Origin of the sequence: Paenibacillus alba, from assembly GCF_013204855.1 — a bacterium.
GTDB classification, from domain to species: Bacteria; Bacillota; Bacilli; order Paenibacillales; family NBRC-103111; genus Paenibacillus_E; species Paenibacillus_E alba.
Genome location: NZ_JABMKZ010000027.1, coordinates 88785 through 112079, shown reverse-complemented (window position 1 = coordinate 112079; position 23295 = coordinate 88785). Strand labels below are relative to the sequence as shown.

General features: G+C 47.8%; 14 protein-coding genes. 5 read left to right on the top strand and 9 right to left on the bottom strand.

Annotated features, from left to right (window positions below; all coding sequences use genetic code 11):
* The 6 genes from HQN90_RS26725 to HQN90_RS26700 form a co-directional block, all read right to left on the bottom strand.
* Positions 1–1004, bottom strand: a 1004-nt coding sequence (locus HQN90_RS26725) for a fibronectin type III domain-containing protein (protein ID WP_173224380.1), incomplete at its 3' end; no start/stop codon positions are given.
* A gap of 234 nt (positions 1005–1238) precedes the next feature.
* Positions 1239–2222, bottom strand: a complete 984-nt coding sequence (locus HQN90_RS26720) for an NAD-dependent epimerase/dehydratase family protein (protein ID WP_173224378.1) — start codon at positions 2220–2222, stop codon at positions 1239–1241.
* Between the two features lie 476 nt (positions 2223–2698).
* A complete protein-coding gene (locus HQN90_RS26715) occupies positions 2699–6061 on the bottom strand; it encodes an S-layer homology domain-containing protein (RefSeq protein WP_173224376.1) in 3363 nt (1120 codons plus the stop codon).
* A gap of 349 nt (positions 6062–6410) precedes the next feature.
* The gene (locus HQN90_RS26710) at positions 6411–6815 is read right to left on the bottom strand and encodes a hypothetical protein (RefSeq protein WP_173224375.1); all 405 of its coding nucleotides are present in this window, start codon (positions 6813–6815) and stop codon (positions 6411–6413) included.
* Positions 6816–7101: 286 nt separating this feature from the next.
* Positions 7102–7449: a VOC family protein gene (locus HQN90_RS26705; protein WP_173224373.1), complete on the bottom strand. Its 348-nt coding sequence runs from the start codon at positions 7447–7449 to the stop codon at positions 7102–7104.
* 192 nt (positions 7450–7641) lie between these two features.
* Positions 7642–8226 carry a TetR/AcrR family transcriptional regulator gene (locus HQN90_RS26700; RefSeq protein WP_173224371.1) on the bottom strand — a complete coding sequence of 195 codons (585 nt, stop codon included), beginning with the start codon at positions 8224–8226 and terminating at the stop codon, positions 7642–7644.
* A gap of 400 nt (positions 8227–8626) precedes the next feature.
* On the opposite strand from HQN90_RS26700, the gene HQN90_RS26695 reads away from it, so the two are divergent.
* The 3 genes from HQN90_RS26695 (at position 8627) to HQN90_RS26685 (ending at position 11458) form a co-directional block, all read left to right on the top strand.
* Complete coding sequence (locus HQN90_RS26695; protein WP_173224369.1) at positions 8627–9532, top strand: SDR family oxidoreductase; 906 nt, start codon at positions 8627–8629, stop codon at positions 9530–9532.
* The gene (locus HQN90_RS26690) at positions 9529–11037 is read left to right on the top strand and encodes an MFS transporter (protein ID WP_173224367.1); all 1509 of its coding nucleotides are present in this window, start codon (positions 9529–9531) and stop codon (positions 11035–11037) included. The genes HQN90_RS26695 and HQN90_RS26690 overlap by 4 nt, the downstream gene beginning before the upstream one ends.
* A gap of 223 nt (positions 11038–11260) precedes the next feature.
* Entirely contained in the window at positions 11261–11458 is a 198-nt protein-coding gene (locus tag HQN90_RS26685; protein ID WP_173224365.1) for a hypothetical protein, read from the top strand.
* Between the two features lie 112 nt (positions 11459–11570).
* On the opposite strand, the gene HQN90_RS26680 is transcribed toward HQN90_RS26685, so the two are convergent.
* The 3 genes from HQN90_RS26680 to HQN90_RS26670 form a co-directional block, all read right to left on the bottom strand.
* On the bottom strand, positions 11571–15419 hold the full coding sequence (locus HQN90_RS26680; RefSeq protein ID WP_173224363.1) for an RCC1 domain-containing protein: 3849 nt from the start codon (positions 15417–15419) through the stop codon (positions 11571–11573).
* A 162-nt stretch (positions 15420–15581) separates the two neighbouring features.
* The gene (locus HQN90_RS26675) at positions 15582–19094 is read right to left on the bottom strand and encodes an S-layer homology domain-containing protein (protein ID WP_173224361.1); all 3513 of its coding nucleotides are present in this window, start codon (positions 19092–19094) and stop codon (positions 15582–15584) included.
* 205 nt (positions 19095–19299) lie between these two features.
* Entirely contained in the window at positions 19300–21858 is a 2559-nt protein-coding gene (locus HQN90_RS26670) for a winged helix-turn-helix domain-containing protein (protein ID WP_173224359.1), read from the bottom strand.
* Between the two features lie 221 nt (positions 21859–22079).
* Here HQN90_RS26670 and HQN90_RS26665 point away from each other — a divergent pair, with 221 nt between their 5' ends.
* Positions 22080–22385: a copper amine oxidase N-terminal domain-containing protein gene (locus HQN90_RS26665; RefSeq protein ID WP_173224357.1), complete on the top strand. Its 306-nt coding sequence runs from the start codon at positions 22080–22082 to the stop codon at positions 22383–22385.
* Positions 22386–22489: 104 nt separating this feature from the next.
* On the top strand, positions 22490–22786 hold the full coding sequence (locus HQN90_RS26660; RefSeq protein WP_173224355.1) for a sensor histidine kinase: 297 nt from the start codon (positions 22490–22492) through the stop codon (positions 22784–22786).
* The last annotated feature ends 509 nt before the right edge of the window (positions 22787–23295 follow it).

Genomic DNA, 23295 nt, shown 5'->3' with positions numbered 1-23295 from the left:
CAGTTCAATGTTACTCCTGTGCCTGTGATGCCTGAGGTGCTGAGCGTGCCAACAGACACTACGGGTGCTGTGACGTCTAGAGTGACAACCTGCTTCGTTGTATAGGCCGTCTTATTGCCGGTTTCATCCTTCACGATTACGTTGAAGTAATAGGTCGTGCCTTCCGTTAGTCCCGTCACACTATATGTGCCGATATCCGCTGCGTAGCTGCCGATTGCCGTTCCGTTCGTTTCGATATTCGCTACCGTGCCTAGATTATTACTGCTGGAGCGGTACACTTGGTACTGCAGGGCGCTTTGCGCGCTGACCGCATCTGTGGCTTTCGCCCAGTTCAGCGTTACTCCAGTTGCGGTAATGCCTGACGTGCTAATCGTACCGTCAGATACCGTCGGTGGGGTGACATCCGCGCCAACCACATTGGCAATCGTAATATGATCAAAGTTTAAATTCGAAGGTGCCAAGGTGTTTGCGAATTTCCAGGTTATCGTTATTGAGGCTACATTGTTGTAATTATAAGTTGACTCTCCAAGCAAACTGCTCAATTGAGAAGCAGTAGTTGTAAGGTTTACAGTCCCCGACTTTGAAAGCGTAGCAATTGTAGCACCTCCCAAATCTTTTAAGACAACAGAAAGAGAGGTAAGATTCCCTGAAGTACCATAAGCGCTTATCCCCAAATCCTTAAAGGTAAATGTCTTGCACGTACTCGTACCCGCTGCCTTAATAACAAGGGTCCCTGTTGTGTCAGGAGCTTGCTGATTCTCCGACCATAACTGCGTTCCTGTAATGGCAAAACCATTGCTCACAACGAATTTATCAGCAAAGATCGCATATCCTGCACCTCCACTATTATTCACTTTCAAAGGACCGCTGAAGTCGTAAGTGCCGTCCGCTGTACCACTGGCTGCTGCATACACATTTGAAGAATTTATACTAAAAACAATTACAAATGCGAACGAGATAACAATCAATGACAGCAGGCTGAATTTCTTAAACTGTTTTTGCATGACCCTCTTACCTCCAAAACTTGATTTTTCTAATCATCTCTATTCTAGATCCCTGAGACTGACTCTGATTCGATTGGAGACTTCAACTCATGGATGGAATGATAAGACTTCATAATTTAAGTTTATAATAGTCAAATGAAAGAATAATGAAAGACTTGGCTGCTTCTCTTTTGAAACGCAAAAAACCAGCAAACTCAAGAGTTTGCTAGTTCCTTAACTTCATTTATTAATTGATCAATTACTTTTCACTGTTAAAATAGCACCATTTCTCCTCTGCAACGCGTGAACCGTAGCCGTGATTCCCTTTTCGAAGGTTGTTGCCCGCAACGGTCCAATCAGCCGCTCGTATTTGTCCCCGCTCAAAACAAGAGGCTCTTGCGTCAAATAAAGCATCTCCACAACTTCCTTCATAACGGGCACAGCCATACCTAGCAAAGACAACCCCACTCTTCCAAGTGGAATAACCAGCTTGGCGCTTCCGCTTGCCTGCTGGGCTAGTTGCACGATCTCGCTGCCAGCGATCAAGCCTGCGCCAGGAATATGCCAGTTCTGCCCATACGCATCATCCCTGTCAGCGAGCTCCACGATCATGAAAGCTGCGTCTGGTAAATAAATGAACTCACGGGGGACACGCATATTGCCAACGAAAAATGTCATCTTGCCAGCCGCAATTGCTTCAAGTGTAGAACCCAGATAAGAAGCCTCATTGGCCGTCGGGCCATAATAATCCGGCAAGCGGACGATCATAACCTTAGCCCGGCTCCACCGTGCATCGAACAGCATTTTCTCATAAGCGAGCCTGACTTTCCCCTTCCTCGTATGCGGCTGCTTAGGATGTTCCTCGGTCGCCCGAGCCATCTGTCTTCTTCCATAGGGATAAATCCCGTCAATGACTATTATTTTGATACTTAGCCGATCCGCAGCCTCCATCACCGATTCACCAAGAGGAACCAGCTTGTTTACCATCTCGTGATAAGGCACGTTCGCGCAATGGAACAGGACATCCGCACCCTCCGAAGCAGAAACAATATCGTCTGGCCGAAATGCATCACCTACGGCAATCATCAAATGCTCAGGATGACCCAGATTAGCTCTAAGATCCTCCAGTTTTTGGCGAGATCGCCCAAAGGCTACCGTCCGAATCCCTCGCTTGACTAGCTCTTCCACAACGGATGCACCTGTACCTCCTGTTGCTCCAACTACAATTGCTTTTTCCACAGGAATCACCTCTTTTTAATTTTGTGATTGATCAATCACTTACATAAAACCAATATAGCATCCAATAATTGATTGGTCAATCACTTTTTTTTGAACAGTGTCTTCCCTCACTGTAGCTATTACAGGTTCCGATAGTCTCTTGATGAGCCTCCTACTTTCTTTGAGCTCTAGCTCCAGTTGCTTTCTCTAAACCTGCAATTATACATCTTTTTTGCTCTTGAAATAGCCTCAACTAGTAAATTCCTGCGTTTGTGCAGGTTTTTGAGGCTTATTCTGGATGAGCGGCTGAAAAAGATAAAAATGCCTGCACAATTGCAGGCATTTCCACTTTTTAACCGAATTCGCCCGGAAATTCCTGTATTTACGCAGGCTTTTACACTTGGGTGAACTGATCTCAACTCAACTGTTCTGGAAACCCCATCATCTATCGACACTTATCTACCAAATTCGGCTTATTGGGTAGCCTCTATCCTACATTACTTAATAGTACCCAGAAGAGCATTCAAATCCGGATTTGCTTGCAAAACATGCAGCACAATAGTCAAAGCCTCTGCTCGAGTAGACTGTTTGTTTGGAGAGAACAAGCCGTTACCTTCTCCACTAATCAGGCCTGCGGAAGCTGCCGCTTCAATTTGTTCTTTGTTCCACGCGCCATTGATGTCCGTAAACACAGTCGTAGCTGGCGTGCTTCCCGCTTTAATCGTTATCAATTTGCTAATCATAGAAATAATTTCAGCACGTGTTATTTCTTTATTTGGTTTAAAAGTGCCGTCTTCGTAACCAGAAATAATTCCGCTTGCTGTTAACGCATTAATGGAAGATTCTGCCCAATGCCCCGAAGTATCCTTCAGCTTATTGCCAGATCCAGTGGCAGATAAGTCAAATACTTTGGCAATGATGGTCGCAAATTCAGCACGTGTAATACTTGCATTAGGATGGAAAGTGCCATCCGCGTAGCCGTTAACAACTCCAAGCTTCACGAAAATAGAAACCGTCGCATCTGCCCAATGAGAATTTGTGTCTTTAAATGTAACACTAGGAGCAACCTTAGCTTCTTCAATTTTTTGATTGAGCTTCGCTAAGACATTTGAAAAATTAACAACCTTATCGTTAAATTTCACTTCGGTTTTATTCTCTGGTTTATTTTCAGGTTTTGTTTCTGGTTTAGGATCGACTGAAGGAGGAGTAACTGAACCTGAACCTGAGCCCGAACCTGAACCTGAAGTAGTATCATCTGGCTTTTTGGCTACAGTAACAACTACACTACCCTTTATAGCCGCATTCTCAACAGACGTTGCAGTAACCGTAACCGTGCCTGCTGTTAAACCTGTCAGCACTCCTTCAGCAGAAATGCTAGCATTTCCGCTTCCTTGACTAACGGTCCAAGTAACACCAGTGTTTGTCGCATTACTAGGTGCTACAACGGCATTCAATTGCAGCTTCTCCCCTACGTATACACTGTATGTATTACTGCTCACGGTAATTGCTGTAACAGGAATACTTGCAGGAGTGTTTTCCAACCATCTCGAATATAAAATGGTGTCACCTGTTATGGCTATTGTTGATCCTGCTGCATAGCTGGTTCCGCTGCCATCCGTTTTTGTATTCCATCCTGCGAAAGTATAGCCCGTCTTCACTAAATCTACGTCTTGGCTATATACATTAGCCGTTACTCCCTTTGAATAGGCTTTGCCATCCGTCGGAGGCGTCCCGCTCGTGCTGCCGTTCCCATCATAGTCCACATAGAACTGTACATCTCGCAAGTAAGGGTACCCGTTATTTCGTGATGCGTGTATCGCCCATATACTAGCAAAATCCCATTGCTCATAGGTTTGTTGTATCTTCATTGCTTCAGTAGAGAGCCCTTTACCTAATCCATTATCCGTTTGCCCTGTTGTTTCGGTGTTGAAGTAACTATTTATGATTTCAAATTGAGAGTATGCGGTCAATCCACCCAAATTATTGGGAGTACTGTTAGGATGTGGTTTGATGTTACCTATCGCATATGAATTGCTAATTCCTCCATTACTGGAACCGGCCAAACCGCCGACCCCATTATAACCATAGACACTTCCCGCTGCATAGCTGTTGCTTATGGTTCCCTCGGTAGCGTTATTGCCAACTAAACCACCAGAACCATAGTCACTGCTTACGTTCGCTTCAGCAAAACTGCGGCTAATTGTTCCTTCGTTTACGCCAACTAAACCGCCAGCCGCTGAACTGGCTTCCACACTGCCTGTTACGGAACTGTTACGAATCGTTCCCTTGTTGTAGCCAACCAAGCCCCCTGCTTGGGAACTGCCAGCTACATTCATATCTTCCAAACGGATATGACTGATTTCACTATTCGTTTCCGTTACTCCGAAAAGTCCTAAATAACTATTCTGAGGTCGATTAATCGTTAAATTTCTGATTATAAATCCATTGCCATCGAAGTTCCCTTGAAATCCAAAATCGTTGTCACCAATTGGCTGCCAACCGCCTTCAACGCTAGGGAACGAAGTAATATCAGCAATCAATCGGTAATTCTTATAGGTATCCAAATGATATCTAATTTCGCTCAACTGCTCAGCGTTGGCAATTTGAAACGGATCACTTGGTGTACCAGATCCCCCTGCAAAGGCTTCAAGAGTCGGTTTAATTAATATCGTTTTAAAAGCAGCTGCTTCACTTTGGTCATTTGCGTGGGCCAATACGGTTATCGTGCCAGCTGAGGTGCCGGTTAACACGCCGCTTGCGTTAATAGTAGCCGAACCGGTGCCATTCTCAACGGACCACGTGACTGCCTTGTTCGTAGCGTCGATCGGTAAAATCTCTGCACTCATAGCCAAGGTATCGCCTATTGTCAAACTAGACACATTGCCAGGCGTGGTTATATTGATATCAGTTACAGGTGTCGATTGTATCGTCATTATTTTAGAACCGAACTTTGCACTTTCATCATTAGCTGCAGCTTTCACGGTTACTGTACCTGCAGAAGTGCCGGTTAACACGCCGCTTGCATTAATAGTAGCCGAACCGGTGCCATTGTCAACGGACCATGTGAATGTCTTGTTGGTAGCTTCTACCGGCATAATGGTTGCACTCATTGCCACGGTGCCGCCTATTTGCAATGTAGACACATTGCCTGCAGAGGCTACTGCCATACTCGTTACAAGATTAGTCCCAGTACGGAAAGGATCATTGGAAATTAACTTTGAACCGGAATATAAAGATAACGGTTCGGTTGTGATCGGATTATTAGTTGATTTAATAAGAAAGGTAGCTTCTCCATTCACTGTAAACGTGGAAAAGCCTTCATTCACCTCATTAACCCGATACCCGCTCTTGTCAAAAGGGTCCGTATTGTAAAAAATGGATCCAAGCTTTGCCGAATGAGCAAAAACCTCAGTTTGCCCATCCACAAGTTTACCTTCTTTATCATAGACGGCAAATGTGACAGATACATACTGGCCTTGAGTTTCTGGCGGTTTAGTTAACTTGACATGGTCGGCAACGAGTACAGGTTTTTGCGCAGCAATCCCACTAACATTTACCGCAGAAGGTGGATCTCCGACAAAAGAGTAATTAGGAACCCAACTTACTACCCCGTTACTTACATACCCTCCTACTATTGTTTTAGGCCCCGGATTATTTACGGTTGTCGTAGATGCTCCCGCATTGTAAGGCACTTGAGTTACGTTTCCATCCGAAAATCTGACAAATAGTTGCTCGGAATCGTTTAATTTATCATTCGGAAAATTAAAGGTGATTGGACTGGTGGAACTCACGCAGCCACTTAATACAACCAAAATCAAAGTTGAAAGCACAAATAAACTTCTTAATGAAAATCTCTTCATAAATAAACTTCTCTCCCTCACTTTATTATAGAAGTGAGTATACCACCCCTCAATGACAGCAAAATGACAAACTTCGACAGCAACAAGACATATTTCATTTGTCTTTTGCTGAATTAAAGCATTTTATGTATTCCCTCACAGCGTACCGTCCAGGTACCATCCTGTGGAAACCCGGGAGTTGTCGTATCAGGACCTCCCAACCAGCCGCTCGCCATCATGGCAACAGCCGTAAGTAAGCCAACATTGCCAGGCAGATAGATCGGCAGCCTGCTGGTCTGAAAGTTATGGCCGTTCGGCAGATTAAGCCGAGCCTCTCCTTCCAACGATTCGCTGTGGATAAGCCGAAAGATCAGTAAGCAAGCTCGAAGGCCTGATTCATCGTTACCGCATGATCATAGATTTCCTGCGCTGGTGCAAGCGGCGGCCCCAAAACATAACGCTTGCCAGCGTCATCCCATTCTGCGAAGGAAGCCATGAAATCTGCACTTTGGAAGACGATGTCGCTATAGCGTTCCAGCGTTTCACGATCTTGACCAACCGAGTACAGCAGTTCAGCAAAGTAGATGGGGTGCGGCTGCTGCCAGATCAGAAACGGCTCGATAAAGCATGGCGCATTAATCCCCTCCTCCGTTACGCACTTTGGCCAACGGGCCCCTTCGTATCCTTGGACTGTGCCAGTCCTTGCGCTTGAGGAAGTATCACACGATACCAGCCAAGTTATTCTCCAACAGCTCAGGACGGTTCCATAGCGCAAAATGCACGGAATGCCACCAATGCATCTCAAGATGAAATTTGCCAGCCCAGCTATTCATCGTCAGTCCCGTCTCCTGAGGCGGAAGCGATCCGGACGACTGGACAGCGGTTGCTTCTGGGCATGCCACATAAAGAAAGACCGGCCCAAAAGACCAGTCTTTGATTACATCGCTTGAATTTATGAAAGCTTATGTCCAGCACTCTGCAGATATCTTCTTGAATACCTACAATCGGTATCCCAATCGTCTAGAACCACTGTCGTCACAGTCAAAATGAATAACAACTCGTTATCTCTCCCAAAGCTCGACCAGTCGACCTTCAGGATCTTCAATCCAAATGAATTTCCCAAATTCACTCATCTCTTTTTTCTTTGCAAGAGGTACGCCAATATGTTCGAGATGCTTAATCGTCTCGTCTAGATTATGTACTTGGAAATTTAACATCACTTGTTGCTCAGTTGGAAAATAACTGTCATTTTCGGTAAAGAAAGAAAAGATAGTCTCATTTCCTAATTGGGGCTTTATCACAGTCCCATTCCAATTTTCTATTTCAATCTGCAACACTTCACTGTACCATTTTTTTATAGCTTCAAGATTCTTGGTTCTCCAAAATATTCCTCCGAAACCTTTTATCATCGTATCTAACTCCTGTCTGTCATCAAATTTTTAGTCACAAAATGATGCGCGATGTGCGTCAAACTAGAAAACCGTCTCTCGTTACCCGAGCGACGGTTATTTGTTTTTCGATCATCAGATCAAAAAACATATTCGGTTCCAGCCATTGTCCCAACAGTCAAACAGGCAAATCGGTCTCCTTTATACGCCAATTCATCGCAATTGTCTTGCCTGAAGGTCATAAATGAAGTTCTCAGCCAGTTCCCTCGGGACAAGCCCCGCGGGATCGCGTCCGCTCAGAATCCAAAAGAAGCTCGGTCCGATCAGCAAGGAGGTTGCCTGTTCGATCCGAAGTGACCGCGCTTCCTTCCCGATCACTTGCTCGAGCACGAATCGAGCACTGTCGCCGAGCGGGTCCTTCGCGGAGAGCAGTTCCGCTACAGCGAGGTCGTGCTGCGCTTCGCCGAGGAGTGCTCGGTAGGCGGCTCCGGCCGGTGAATGCGCAAGGAAGCGCACAAGCGCTTCCACGTAGGACGTTAGATCGTCCAATGGATTGCCTGTAATTGTAATCGCAAGTTCCTCGGCCGCATCGGCCGCGCTTGCCTCAAACAAGATCTCCGCTTTGTGTGACCACCACCGATAAACGGTCTGCCGAGACACTCCTGCCCTCTCGGAGATGCTCTTCATTGTCATTGCCGCATAGCCTACTTCGACCAAGAGATCGTCAACCGCATTTAGAATAGCCGTCCTCGCTTGCTCGCTCCGGGGACGACCGCCATGATAAAGTTCTTTGTCCATAGTTCAACTATACATGGAGAAAGTGCTCCTTGTCCACTTCCTAGACAAGTTGTCTCGAAATTGTAACGGCGTCAAACCGGTAGATTGCGTATTCTTTGGTCGCGGGACATCCCAATCGATGCAGCGGCATCATTTTCTCGGAACCTCATCCGCACGCGATGTCGCGCGACAAGAACACGGGCTACGGCGGAACCGCCATTTAAGCTCGTCCCCGGGGTCCTCACGCCGTTTTGTTCCTACCCCAAAATAATTACTGGACACAATGTATCGTTTCTTGTATATTAAGTTACACGGTGTCTCGTAATTACAGGGAGCGACCAACATCGCGAACCCAAACCATGCGAGTAACCGCAAAATTGAAGCCGTAGCCAGCAGAAGGGCTACTAAGGAGGAAATACGGATGAATGTATTTGTAACTGGAGCAACAGGTTGGATCGGATCGGCCACCGTAGATGAATTGCTGAGAGCGGGCCACAAGGTCGTCGGATTGGCAAGGTCGGACGCCTCCGCAGCGTCACTCGAGGCGAAAGGCGCGACGGTCCTGCGCGGGGATCTCGATGACCTCGATTCCCTCCGCCGCGGGGCGGCCGAGGCGGAAGCTGTCGTTCACCTGGCGAACAAGCATAACTTTGCAAATCCGGCGGAGTCTGACCGTGCTGAGCGGGCTGCAGTCGAAACCATTGCCGAAGCGCTGGTCGGTACCAACCGGCCTTTCATGGTCGCGACTGGATTGTCCGGTCTGTGTCAGGGGCGGCCGGTACTGGAGACGGACCCGTCGCCTGACGTGAGCCCGGACTCTCACCGAGGCGGCGCTGAGAACCTCGCTCTCGACTACGTCGGTCGCGGAGTACGGACTATCATCATCCGGTTCGCACCGACGGTTCACGGAACCGGAGACTGGGGCTTCATCAATTTTGTAATGTCCGCCGCGCGTAAGCAGGGCGTATCCGGGTACATCGGTGACGGCTCCCACGCATGGTCCGCGGTGCACCGTTCCGATGCCGCCAAGCTCATCCGGCTTGGACTCGAAAAGGCGCCGGCCGGATCACGCCTGCATGCGGTCGCAGAGGAAACCATCTCCACCCGGACGATCGCCGAAGCCATCGGACGCGCACTCGATATTCCGGTAGCTTCAATTGCGCCGGAGGACGCTAAAGCACACTTCGGATTTGTCGGCAGCTTCTTCAAACTATCCATGACAGGCTCCAGCGAACGAACTCGCGAACTGCTTGGATGGAAACCCGCCGACCTCACTCTGGTAGATGACATCCTAGGCGGCGCGTACAAGGAAGCCGGACAACAATGAGCGTCCCTCAGACAATATCCACTGTTACCGTGAACCCGTCACGGCAGTCTGGGTTGGTTCTGGCATGTGTGTGCGCGTGCACCATCTTGGTCGTGGGCCTTGTCGCCGCCATCAATCTGGCGGTTCCAATGCTCGCGGTCAGCGGGTTGCACCCGAGCTCTTCGGAATTGCTGTGGATCGTTGACGCGTATGTCGTCGTGTTCGCCTGCTTGGTCATCCCAGGCGGCGCGGCCGGCGACAACTTCGGACGCAAGGGCGTGCTGATCGCCGGGCTCATCACATTCGCAGCTGGTGCGGCGATCTCGGCCGCCTCGGCTAACGTGATAATCCTGCTCCTTGGCCGAGCCATAACCGGCGTTGGGGCGGCGCTAGTGCTTCCGAACTGCGTGGGAGTACTGGTTCACGCGACCGCGCCCGAACGGCGCGGCCGAGCCCTTGCCATCTGGGGCGCTATGACCGGCATGGGCGGGCTCGTCGGCAACATCGCCGGCGCGGCGCTGCTGACTGCCGGATCGTGGCGGACCCTATTCGGGGCCATCGTGCCAATCGCGCTTCTCTGTGCTCTCTGGACGGTAGTCTCCGTAAAAAGAAGCAGCCGTAGTCCGCGCAGCCTTGACCCGGTCGGCACCGCCTTGCTAGTCGCGGCAACTATTACTCTTCTAATCGGCATCATCGAAGGGCCGGAGCTCGGTTGGGGCAGCGCCATCGTCATCGCCGCGTTCGCAGTCAGTGTCTTGCTCGGTGCCGCCTGGGTCTTCGTCGAGCTGCGTGTTCGTCACCCTTTGCTAGACCCCCGCCTGTTCCTTATTCCACTGCTTAGTACTGCCAGTCTGGGCATGCTCGTGCTGTTCTTCGGCAGCTTCGGCCTGTTCTACCTCAATGCTTCGCTCCTGCAATACGGCCGCGGGTACTCTGTCTTACAAGCCGGACTCGCGATTGTACCTATGACGGTGCCAATGCTGTTGGGAGCACGATTCGTTCCCGACCTGGTGAGGCGCATCGGCATTCCCTTAACGCTGTCTGCAGCCTTCCTCGCCATTGGCATCGGACTGTTCGGCTTGACCTTCGCCGCACATCAACCGTACCTCGTCTACGCTGCCTGGCTCGTCCTAATCGGGACCGGCTTCGCGCTCGCTCTTCCATGCTTGACAGCCGAACTCACTGCGGCGCTGCCCGCCGAACAGGCCGGCGTAGCAGGTGGACTTCAATCTGCGACACGGGAACTTGGCAGCGCCCTCGGCGTCGCGATCGTCGGCACCGTGCTAACCGAGAGCTTTACCCGGCATCTGCCGGCAACCCTTCAGCACCAGGACCCAATCCCGCGCACGGTTGCTGAGGCAGTCGCTGCAGCCCCCTCACAGCAAGCCGCTATCATCGGCTCCTTCACAACTGGGGCCGAGTCCGCATTGCAGGTAGCGAGCGCCGTCACTCTCATCGCTGGCGTCCTCGTCGTCGCGGCAGCCTTTCAGACCAGCCGCCGCCGCAAGATAAGCTCAATCAATTGATAATTTGCAAAAAAATCCAAAATCCAGTTGGTGCTATGATACATTTCACTCTTGTGTAGCTAAGAAAACGGATGCCGTCGCGTATACCCAAACACTGCGATATTCGCATACTCCGACTACACAAAAACGCTACTGACAACAGGATGTCAGTAGCGTTTTAACATCTTTTCTATTCCTTCACTTTATCCGCCACGTCATGAATAAATTGAAGGCGGATTCGGAGGTGCCAATCATCCGAAGGCTGGTACTCTCTTCAGTTAAATGGGGCCGGCAGTTCGAATCGATCTTCCAAATCGAGAAGTTCGGTCATTCGGAACAGACGGAAATAGCCATCCATCAAGGAATATCCTGTGCCTGGGGCACCTATAATCCCTCTACCAAGGATCGGTTTTTTTCCGGAATTGCACCTAGACCGACGTAAAGGCAATTCCATATTTGATGCTCCAAAATAGAGCAAGAGGCTGCCCTCCCAGTAGAATGTTCTACTAGAAGGGCAACCCCTATTTTCATTATCTTTTTCATAAAAGCTAAGTTCACTCCGGAATGCCTGTAGCTAAAGGTTTTGCTGGGTCATTAAATAAATTGAAGTTAGCCACTTTACCAGGTGTAGACCGGTTAGAGGCTTCGCCACTTCCGAGAAGGCCATTAGTAGCGTCGCCCCACGTCCAAACATCACCATTGGACTGCAACGCAATGCTCGTACTTCCTTCTCCACCTGTTATAGCTAGAACATTGGTTAAGTTCGTTGTTATGAGAGTAGGCGTATTCCGGTTATCATTCCCGCCTATGCCTAGACTTCCATTCCAGTTGGCGCCCCATGAAAACATTTTGCCTTGATTATCAATGGCGAAAGAATAATAATTCCCAGCCCCAATTTGAGTTATGTTAGATAAACCCGCCACTTCATAAGGCGCTAATTGCTTATTTATTGTACCATTTCCAATTTGCCCCGCATTATTGAAACCCCACGTATAAACGGCGCCAGTTACACTTAAAGCTAAGGAATGTTGATCCCCATTTCTGATATCAATGATGAATGGCAGGCCCTCAACTTTGACTGGTGCCGGTTTATTTGCACCTGTTCCATCGCCAAGCTGCCCATTGTCGTTAGCTCCCCAAGCCCAAACTGTCCCATCAGCCTTTAAGGCAATTCCTGTATCGGACCATTCGCCTCGAACGGCTATGACATGATCTAATCCCTGAACTTGGGCAGGAGTTGCATAAATCGCAAATTTCCATACGGTACCGTCACTTTTCAAAGCAAAGACATTAGTTCCCTCTGCAGAAATGGAAACGACATGATCAATTCCAGTTATTTTTTTAGGACCCGTTATATCATAGTAGCCCCATTTCCAAATATGTCCATCAGCTGTTAGCGCTGCCGTGTATCCTTCACCAGCTTGTACGGCGATGATGTTTACAGACAAGTTTGGAACTGCAAATATTTGTGTTCGAGGCAATTGCGTCCCGTCTCCAATTTGCCCGCCATAGTTAGAACCCCACGTATAGACTTGACCATTTGTAGCCAGCGTGGCAATATGTGCTTGGCTTTCAGAAATCCGATTTGCTGGCAAAATGGAAATGGCATGGACGGTGTAGCTCACTCCTGCCGAGACACTGGACTGACCTGATGCATCTACGGACTTTACTTTTAGCGTGTGCGTACCCACTGTTAATGGATCAATTGCAATGGTTACTGACGCTCCTGTTGCCTGACCGGATCCAATCACAGACGTGCCATCTGTATCATTGACAGTAATCGTTTGACCAGCTGCTACATTAACAACCGTGATCAGCGGCATGTGATTAGATAGGCTGCCATCCACAGTAAATGTAGGAATGGGAGCACTAATAATAGCTGCTTGAAAGGCATTAGTAGCTGAGGATAGTGCCGCAATGGCCGCATCTACCTCATTTTGTGTGGCAATTGAAGAGTTTTGTACAGCAGTTGCTGCTGCAATTGCACTTTGGTAGGCGTCATGAGCTTCTTGCGAAACTTTCCCTATCTCTATCCCAACTGAGTGATTGCTAAGCAACGTAGTTGCTTGAGAGATGACTGAGATTAAATTTGTTTTGTTAACAGGAGGCAATTCATTTTCTTCGTTGACATCATCAATCATCAGCAATATATCTTCTGCCGTATCAAGGTCACCTGCCCCTGCAGCAAGAATAGCATTTCTATAGAAGGTTACATTAACGGGAATAGCTGTATTCCTTCCAGTTGCTGTATTGAGAACGTGAATCAAGTCTATATCTTCCCCATGGTAAGCTTTAATCGTTGCAATGGCCGCTGCTTGGGCCGCTACGTCGACTGCTAGCCGATGGACTTGAACTGAGTAGATGTCATAATAAGACATATCCGCATAGTTGACGTAAATTTGGACTTCATTAGATCCTACTAGTAACTGCTTAGTATCATCCTCATAGTTTAAATGTATGGATGCATGCTGATTCATCGGTGTAGCTGTTATTGTTGTGCTCGTTACATTAAACGGTACGGTTGCTTCATAATGCTGAATATCCGGTGAAAAAACCGGACTCAACGTGACATCGCTTAAATGTAAAGCAAGTAATCGACCATCCTTATCCGTCGTATCCTTCAATACCGTTGCCTCAAACTCTTTCGTTTGGGGTGTCCCTGCATCTTTGGTGATTGTCGCTGTCAAATGAACGGTACCATTGCCATCTGCAAAAGCAGGACGTGTAACCGCACCTGTATTCGCAACGATTGCCGTGTTGTCTGAACTCCAGGCAATGGTAGTACCATTTGATCCCGTTATACTTAGGTTCAAGTTTGCTATTACTGCAGTTAATGCTGTGTTGGTGTTGCGAATTGTATCTGCTGTAAGCAAAGCCTTTGCCGCTGTAATAGATTCATTAGCCGTTTCTTGCGGCGGGTTACTTGGTGTTGGCGTTGGCGCTGGTGTTGATGTTGGTGCCGGTGTTGACGTTGGTGCTGGCGTTGGCGCTGGTGTTGACGTTGGTGCCGGTGTTGACGTTGGTGCTGGTGTTGGATCTGACCTTGAATCTGATGATGAATCTGAAGTTGGTGCTGACGTCGGCGCCGGTGTAGGCGTAGTTGTGGTCGTTGTTTTGGTCGGAGGTGTCTCGAATGTAGAACCATCTATATTCATAGTTGCCAACACAATCGTACCTTTACCTAGCATTTTTATGATAGCATCTAGGACAAGATCATTAATTTTAGCTCCCTCGCTAAGGTTAAGTACCATTCCTGTCGCTGTCGATGCTACATTCATTTTCTGAATTGTGCCTTCGGGCATATCTATTTGTAATTGCTGTGAGCTCACGTTTACCGTATTGAAGGAGCCTGCCAACGTAACTTTTGAACCAGCCGGAAGTGATGAGCTAATGTTGACATTACCAAAACCATTCCCTGTTGAATTGGTTTCTTTTAGAATAGCCGAGGATTTTACACTTACTAAAGCAACCGTCGTGGTTCCTTCAGAAACGATACGTACTGTACCAGTCCCAGACTTCTTGTCAATAATAATGTCGACGAGTACCGAGTTATTAAAATGAATACTGTTATCGCCACCGCCTTGTACGATAACTTTACCAGTGACTTTAACATTCTCTAGAAACGCATCGCCATTGCCAATGCCCTCAGCCAATAAGAGATCACCCTTAATGACCATATTCCGAAGCGTGACGCCTGCTGCATTCACAGTTACATTCTTATTCATAGTCTCAACGCCAGTTTCCGGACCGTACGTACCTGCTGCTTGATAAGCCACGATTTGTGCGTCTTGAGCGCGATCTAAGGTAACAACCGCTTCCGCACGTGTAATAGGAGCCGATGGTTTAAAGCTATGATCGGCATCATAACCATTCATAATTTGTGAAGCCACCACTTCATCGATGGCGTCCTTGCTCCATGTTGCCATTTGGCTGGCATCTATGAAAGCTGCAGCCGTAGTGCCAGTTGCCGCGTTTAATGTCAATAATCGGCTTACGATTACCGCAACCTCTTGACGACTAATCGGTTTATTGATACCAATCGTTCCGTCTGCATAGCCAGTGATATAGCCAGCTTTAACAGCTTTGGCTACTTCGGCATGCGCCCAATTATCTGATGGCACATCGCCGAATGCGATATCTGACGCTTCTGTAAATCCAAACGAACGATTGATCAAAGCAATGAATTCTGCTCTTGTAATTTGGCTATCCGGCTTAAAGCTGCCATCGTCGTACCCTTTAATAAACCCTTTATCGATCCATGCCGAAATTTTACTAGCTGCCCAATGCCCTTGAATATCCGATGTCCCGGCTGTAGTAGCACCAAATGCGACACCAAACGACGAAAATAATAGGCATGCCATGACGATTATGGATAGCAGCTTTTTGACTAATGTATTCCTCACAAAATTTCCCCCTATGATTAACCTAGACTGTATCTCTTATTTTTCGGCAAAAAATTCCCCCATTCGGGGGAACCACCAATTAATTACCTCTGATTTAGACATAAAATTTAGAAAGTAATACGGATTCGTCTTGTTCAGGATAACTGTTTTTTACGGTTTACTTCACTTGCTTTTTTGCGCCAACACGTTCATCAGCACCGTTACAGCCTCTGCTCTTGTTGCATGGTCCTCAGGGGCAAAATGGTTATCGCTTTTCCCTTGCACGATGCCTGCTTGTTTGACGTAAGCAACGCTGGCTTTTGCCCACGCTGGTATGTCCTTGTCATCTGCGAAGTCAGTTGAAGCATTGACTGCAGTAGACTGACCCAAAGCACCGCCAATCATCACTGCCATCTCTGCGCGTGTAATGACTGCATCCGGACGGAATGTACCATCCTCATAACCTTTAATCATACCTGCTTGCACCGCTTGCTCGACTGCTGTCTGCGCCCAGCTTCCAATCTTTGCTTTATCTGTGAATGTTAGTGCCACTCCTGCTCCTTGCGGCTTCAATGTGTTCATTAGCATCACCGTAAATTCCGCACGTGTCACTGTCTTCCCAGGCTTGAACGTTCCGTCTGGATAACCGCCGACGATTCCTCTGCTTACCGCTTGCTTAATGATCGCCTCTGCCCAGTGCCCAGAGATATCGCTAAAGTTAATCGTTGGCTTTGTGTCAGGTGTTGGCACAGTTGCCGCTTGACCTACAGCGAATACTGCATACTTTGTAAAGTGGTCTACCTGTACGGTGATATAATTTTCGTTAATCTTGCCGCCGGAAACTTCCACCCATTCCTTCTTCGCTTCGTCAAAATAGTATACAGCTGCTGTTTGGTTGCCACTCAATTTGGTTTTGTCGAATGCAAAAGTCAGCGTAACCGGTTTACTGAAGTTCTCCGAGAAGTTTTTTAGAATCTCAAAGATCGGGCTGGCTAGAAAATGTTTATCCGTTATCAGGTTTTGAATGTTCACCAATTTCTCTATCGTTATTTTTAGTTCTTTAGCTGTCGCACCTGTGGGAATAGATACCGTCACTTCTTTTTGCAAACTGACCTCGCCTGATCTACCTACAGGAAGCGTTAATGTACCATCTGTGGAGGTAATTGGTGACATTGATCCTGTCGAACCGCCGCCGCCACCGCCACTGCTAGGTGGATCACTTGGTGCTATCGGCGTTGCGCTCACTTGGTTCGAAGCCGCACTGTCTCCTCCAGCATTGATCGCCTTCACGACAAAATAATAGGTCGTGCCGTTGGTCAGGCCGGTCACCGTACTTCTATAGACCGAGTCTGTCACATTATAGCTATACACCGAGCCGCTCACTGTGGTCACTTCGGTTCCATACGTTGCGGAATTTACACTTTGGTAGACTCTGTACCCTGTCGAACCATTGACCGGATTCCACGTAAGTGCTACATGCGCATTGCCTGCTACAGGTGTTGCTAACAACGGAACACCAGGTATTGGAAGTTGTGGCGTTACGCTCACTTCGCTGGAAGCCACGCTATTCCCGTCTATATTCGTTGCAATTACCGTAAAGGAATAGGTGATTCCATTCGTAAGTCCTGTAACTGTAATCGGACTCGTTGTCCCAGTCCCTGTCTTTCCACCCGGATTACCAGTTACTGTGTAACTGGTAATCGCGCTTCCCCCGTTATACGCAGGTGCCGTAAAGCTGATGGCAGCTTGTTGGTCACCAGCCATTGCCATTACGCCTGTAGGAGCATTCGGCACAACCCTCGTTACCAGCTTCTGTATGCGGTGGTTATTCGTATCCGCCACATACAGATTACCGTTGCTGTCTACCGCCACTCCAGTTGGAGAAGCAAACTGGCCTAAGTCACTTCCATATTGGCCTCCCCACTGGCTCCAACCCCCTGTGGATGCCGTCAGCTTCTGTATGCGATCGTTATCGCTATCCGACACATACACATTTCCACTGCTGTCTACCGCCACTCCAGTTGGATAAATAAACTGGCCTAAGTCATTTCCATCTTTGCCGCCCAACTGGCTCCAAACCCCTGTGGATGCCGTCAGCTTTTGTATGCGGTTGTTATCGTTATCCGACACATACACATTTCCGCTGCTGTCTACCGCCACTCCAGTTGGATAAGCAAACTGGCCTAAGTCATTTCCATATTGGCCGCCCAACTGGCTCCAATGCCCTGTGGATGCTGTCAGTTTTTGTATGCGATGGTTATACGTATCGGCTACATACACATTTCCGCTGCTGTCTACCGCCACTCCACTTGGAGCGGCAAACTGGCCTAAGTCACTACTATTTTCGCCGTCCAACTGGCTCCAACTCTCTGTGGATGCTGTCAGCTTTTGTATGCGGTTGTTATTCATATCCGCTACATACACATTTCCGCTGCTGTCTACCGCCACTCCAGTTGGAGAAGAAAACTCGCCTAGACCACTTCCATCTTGGCCTCCCCACTGGCTCCAAGCCCCTGTCGATACCGTCAGCTTTTGAATCCGGTGGTTATTCGTATCCGCTACATACACATTTCCGCTGCTGTCTACCGCCACTCCACGTGGACTATGAAACTCCTTCGGAGCAGTACCTGCACCTATTCCCATGGTGCCCCACTGCTTCCAGCCCCCTGTGGCTGCTGTCAGCTTCTGTATGCGATTGTTATTAAAATCCGACACATACACATTTCCGCCACTGTCTACCGCGACTCCAGTTGGAGAAGTAAACTGGCCTAACTCACTTCCATTTTCGCCGCCCAACTGGCTCCAAAGCCCTGTGACTGCCGTCAGTTTTTGTATGCGGTTGTTATCTGTATCCGCAACATACACATTTCCGCTGCTGTCTACCCCCACTCCATTTGGATAGTAAAACTTGCCTAACTTATCTTCATCTCCATTTTGACCGACCAACTGGCTCCAAGTGGATGCCGTCAGCTTCTGTATCCGGTGATTATTCGTATCCGCCACATACACATTTCCGCTGCTGTCTACTGCCACTCCACGTGGATAAGCAAACTGGCCTAAGCCACTACCATATTTGCCGCCCAACTGGCTCCAAAGCCCTGTATCTACGCTTAGCTTCTGTATGCGGTTGTTATATGTATCCGCCACATACACATTTCCGCTTTTGTCTACCGCCACTCCAAATGGATTCATAAACTGGCCTAAGTCACTTTCGTATTGGCCGCCCAGCTGGCTCCAAACCCCTCCCGCTGTTCCTGTGGCTCCGGTTGCCCCAGGATCACCAGTATCTACGCTTAGCTTCTGTATGCGGTGGTTATTCGTATCCGCTACATACACATTTCCGCTGCTGTCTACTGCCACTCCACGTGGATTAGCGAACTGGCCTAAGTCACTTCCATGTTGGCCGCCCCACTGGCTCCAAACCCCTGTGGATGCCGTCAGCTTCTGTATGCGGTTGTTATTCGTATCCGCCACATACACATTTCCGCTATTGTCTACCGCCACACCGCCAGGATTAATAAATCCTCCTAATTCTCCACTTGAAACCGGTACTGGCTTTCCATATTGACTCCATTGTTCAGTTGCTTGTACCGGGTTTGCAAACAACCATGCACCTATTAATATGAACAGCGCAAAGCTCAGCATGTACCATTTGGTTTTTTCCCGTTTTATTTTACTTTGATTCGTGTTGGTCATCAGGTTTCTTTCCCCTCCATATCTACTGAACTTGATGAAAGTTAGCAGTAAAAGTCAAACTTCTGTTGCTTTATGTCACAATATGTCGCTCCTTTCCTAACTTTAAGACTATTTCGGCAAAAAAAAAATCCCCCGAAACACGGGGGATAAGAATACAGAAAAAGGGGTAGAACACAGAAAAAGGGGGGGATATCAAGGATTCCCTTCATGCCAGTGTCATTATTTCTTTGGCATGCTCCAACGCTTGCGCTCGATTGTTGACACCGAGCTTTCTGTATATGTTTTTAATATGCGACTTTACCGTTTCACCCGAGATATTCAGACGATTGGCGATTTCCTTGTTCGACTTTCCATCGGTGATCAATATGAATATCCTGGCTTCCCGCTCGGTTAGTATCTCGTTAAGAGAGAGTTCCTCTTTCGAAGTGACATGCAGAGCTTGAAGCAGTTGCCCTACGTACGCTAATGAAACAGAGGGGGAGCTCTGTATGCGAACACCTAACTGCACCTTCATATAAGCGGATAACAACTCCGTCATCACAGCGCCTTCGTCCATAAAGCTGCGAATGTACCCCTCTGGTTCGGCTAAAAGTAGGGCTGTCTCCAACTGAACGAGGGCATCCTCTTTCTGACCTAAACTATAAAGCGCTACACTTTGCATAATCAACACCTTGATTCGATCCCGAAGACGATCTTCCCTATTTAACAAACGCTCCAACCGTTCCAACAGATACAGCGCTTCATCCATCCGTTCGCTTACTGAAAGCACTCTAGCCAACGCTAAATGCTCTGCCATACGATTCAGCGAAACCTCGTCCGTATGCGCCAGACCACACCTTTGCAACCAATCAAGCGCATCTTGACGCGAGCCTTTCTTCACAGATAGGCAAGCTTGTTCCGCTTCAATTTTCAACCTAAATAATTCAACATCTGGCGAGTTAATCTGCGACTTCAACTGTTCCAACAGCTCGGATGCCCGGTTTATATTGCCTTTGGCTTGCTGAATCCGAGAGGCGCTAATGGCATTTTGCATCAAAATCCGCGCATAAGGCTGTATATCCTCTCGACCAAGCGCCTGATTGACATAAAACTCTGCCTCATCCAATCGATTCCACTCATACAACAATTTGCTATAAGAGGCATATAAGAATCCAATGAACGGATATTCTCGCTTGTCTTTCCAGATTGTAATCCACTTCAACAGGAATGCATCCGCTGCATGCAGATCGTTAATAAGCGCCAACTGATCATCGAACGAATCATGGCCTTGATACCGGTTGCGCCCCACCGTCTGGAAAAAGCTGCCTTCCGGCATATATCGTTCTACCCATTCGAAGTATTCTGACGTTCGCTCCAAATCCTTCTGAAGATACGAGGTAACCGCCATAAAAAAGTAAATATTGCCCATGGCCTGCTTCCACTCTGCATCGGTCCAGTTCCCCTCCTGCGCTTGAAAGCGGCTTGCGGCTTGCTCCACTCTACTGAAAGCGGCCTTCCATTCCCCTACACCCAGCAATACGGATATATAAAACAGTTCGATCATCGGCTTCTCCACAAAGGAGTCTTCCGGCAATACAGATACCCATCGGATCAGCAGCACACTTTTGGATTGCACGAACATAGGCAGCTTCTTCTCAATCAACCGAACAGCATCCTCGGTCTGTTTTCCCTCTACATAATGGTCCACCGCTTCTTCATCAAAATCATGATTCTCCAGCCATTTCGCAGCACGAATATGCGCTTGCATCCATTTGTCCGGATCGGTTCTAAGCAGCATTTGTTGCAAAAAATCGGAAAGTAACTGATGGTACCGATACCAACTCCTGTGATCGTCCAGAGAGATGACAAACAAGTTCAGCTTCTCTAATCTCTCCAGAAGCTCTTGACTGTTCACTTGACCCGTTACAGCTTGGCATAAGGAACCATTCATCCGACTCAATATGGAAGTTTCCAATAAAAAAGCACGCATAGATTCCGATTGATGAAGGAACACTTCTTCCAGCAAATAATCAGCTATATGATGCTGGTGACCGCTGAATTGTTGAAGAGTCTCGCCTATATTCATACTGCGCTTCAGAGAGAGCGCCGCAAGCTGCAAGCCGCTGATCCAACCTTCGGTCTGATGGAACAGCACTGTCACTTGCTCTTTGGTTAGTAACAAATCCGTCGTGTCACTGAAAAAGGCATGCCCCTCATCCAGTTGAAACCGCAAATCCTGCATCATGATTTGAATTAATTCACCTTTTGCCAGAAGCCGAGCCGTAGGTATCACCATATCACTGCGACTTGCAATAAACAGATGAATATGGGGAGGTAAATGCTCAAGTAGATAGATCATGGAATGTTGAATATCCGAATCATCAATGACATGATAATCGTCGAGAATGATGACCAACTCACCGGTTAATCGATTAAGCTCGTTTAGTAATGCCGTAATTGCAGGCTTTAATGATAGCAAGGGCCCTTTTTCAAGAAGAGGCTCTACCGTTTGACCAAAGCCTGAGACCCTTTCCTTAATGGAAGCTGTGAGGCAGCTCCAGAACTGACTCCAGTCATTGTCCTGCTTATCCAGCGAAACCCACGCTACAAGCGCGCCGCATTGCTTCACCCATTCACTTAACACGGTTGTTTTCCCGTAACCAGCTTGCGCGGAAACAAGCGTCAGCTTGACTTGCAGCCCCTCATTCAACTTGTGCATCAGCCTCGGCCTAGACACCAAGACCTTACGCACATGGGGGATATGAAGTTTCGTACTTACAATCAATAGAATCCCTCCGGGCGAAATTGAACTTTAAGTTCAATCTATTAATCATAGTATATCAGACAAGACAAGTTCGCGCCCTATTTGAGCCATACTGTCACATCTCATTCGAAATCGTCTATCCCACGGTTTTTCCACATTTCGTCCAAAGTTTTGCCTATGTTGAGCGGTACAATGAATCATGTAAGGCAAATAAAAACTTAACTTTAAAGGAGCTGATACCATTGAAAAAAGTAATCTTTGCGTTCTCACTCGGTCTGCTGATCGGATCAGCAACGACGGCCTTGGCCGCGACGAACGAGACGGTGCAGGCGACTGTTACGAAGTTCGTTATTAAGGTCAATGGAACCGAGAAGGCGCTGCAGACCTCGCCTATCGTCGTGGACGGCAGGTCCTATCTGCCAGTCCGCGAAGTCGCCGGGCTGCTCGGTGCCGAAGTAAACTATGACGATGCAACACGCACGATTTCGTTGCAAATACCCGTTCTCATGGATGATAGTAAGAAAACGAACCTGGGTAGATTAAAATAATCTTTCAGATTGGATTTCCCGTAATTGAACAAAAATCTGTGTATGAAAGCTGCTACGATGATCTATGCGGACCGTGAGAAACTGCTGCAAGCGCTCATCAACACTTGGGCAACGCGGCTCGATATGCCAAGGAAACGATTCGTATCCAAGCTTCCGCTGACGCCGAAGGGATTGACATCGGAATCACCGACGACGGCCAAGGGATTCCCGAACCGTTATTATCCCAGCTTTTTGAGCGGTTTGCGAAAGGAAAGAACGGCGAGACGGGGCTCGGCCTCGCCATTTCCCGCGCCATCGTTGAGGGGTGTCGTGGCCGCATTTCGGCCCATAACGAGCCGGGCGGCGGTGCGGCGTTTGTTTTGCGGTTTCCATCGCTACAAGTGAATGCATATACATTTTGAAACTCCCGAGTACAAGTTCGGTTATAAAGCAGCTCATTGAGCTTTTCTTCTATATCGCCACTTGCTTATTAGAACGCCTCGGCTATGCCTTATGAGCTGCGAGCGTACTTCGAAACATATTTGTCCTCCAACACCTTGTTATCAATTAACAAATAAGTGCAGGTGTAACATTATTTTCATTCCCAAGCTTCTCCGCCATTTGCTGTGAGGTATGTTAGCGACGACTTATTATTGTCTGTTACAAATTCAATAACAATGGAGCCATTTTTATTATCTGTAAATATTGGAGGATTTTCATTGCCGTACTTGAAGCCACTAGAAATAGGTATGGTTTGTATTCTCCATGTCTTTCCCTCTATCGATTGTGTGGTATAAGGAAAGTTTTTGTGTATCAGATGATTTGTATAATTGCCACCTTTCTTCCTTAACCAAATTTTTAAATATTATATCTTCTTTTTAATAATTGCGCAGGTGAATGTGATGTTTATTTTCAACATGCATTTAGCAAT

Bases quoted from the DNA above. Each gene is read 5' to 3' on its own strand.
- HQN90_RS26690 (WP_173224367.1), top strand. From the start codon at position 9,529: ATGAGCGTCCCTCAGACAATATCCACTGTTACCGTGAACCCGTCACGG.
- HQN90_RS26715 (WP_173224376.1), bottom strand. From the start codon at position 6,061: ATGAAGAGATTTTCATTAAGAAGTTTATTTGTGCTTTCAACTTTGATT.
- HQN90_RS26675 (WP_173224361.1), bottom strand. From the start codon at position 19,094: ATGACCAACACGAATCAAAGTAAAATAAAACGGGAAAAAACCAAATGG.
- HQN90_RS26695 (WP_173224369.1), top strand. From the start codon at position 8,627: ATGAATGTATTTGTAACTGGAGCAACAGGTTGGATCGGATCGGCCACC.
- HQN90_RS26700 (WP_173224371.1), bottom strand. From the start codon at position 8,226: ATGGACAAAGAACTTTATCATGGCGGTCGTCCCCGGAGCGAGCAAGCG.
- HQN90_RS26705 (WP_173224373.1), bottom strand. From the start codon at position 7,449: ATGATAAAAGGTTTCGGAGGAATATTTTGGAGAACCAAGAATCTTGAA.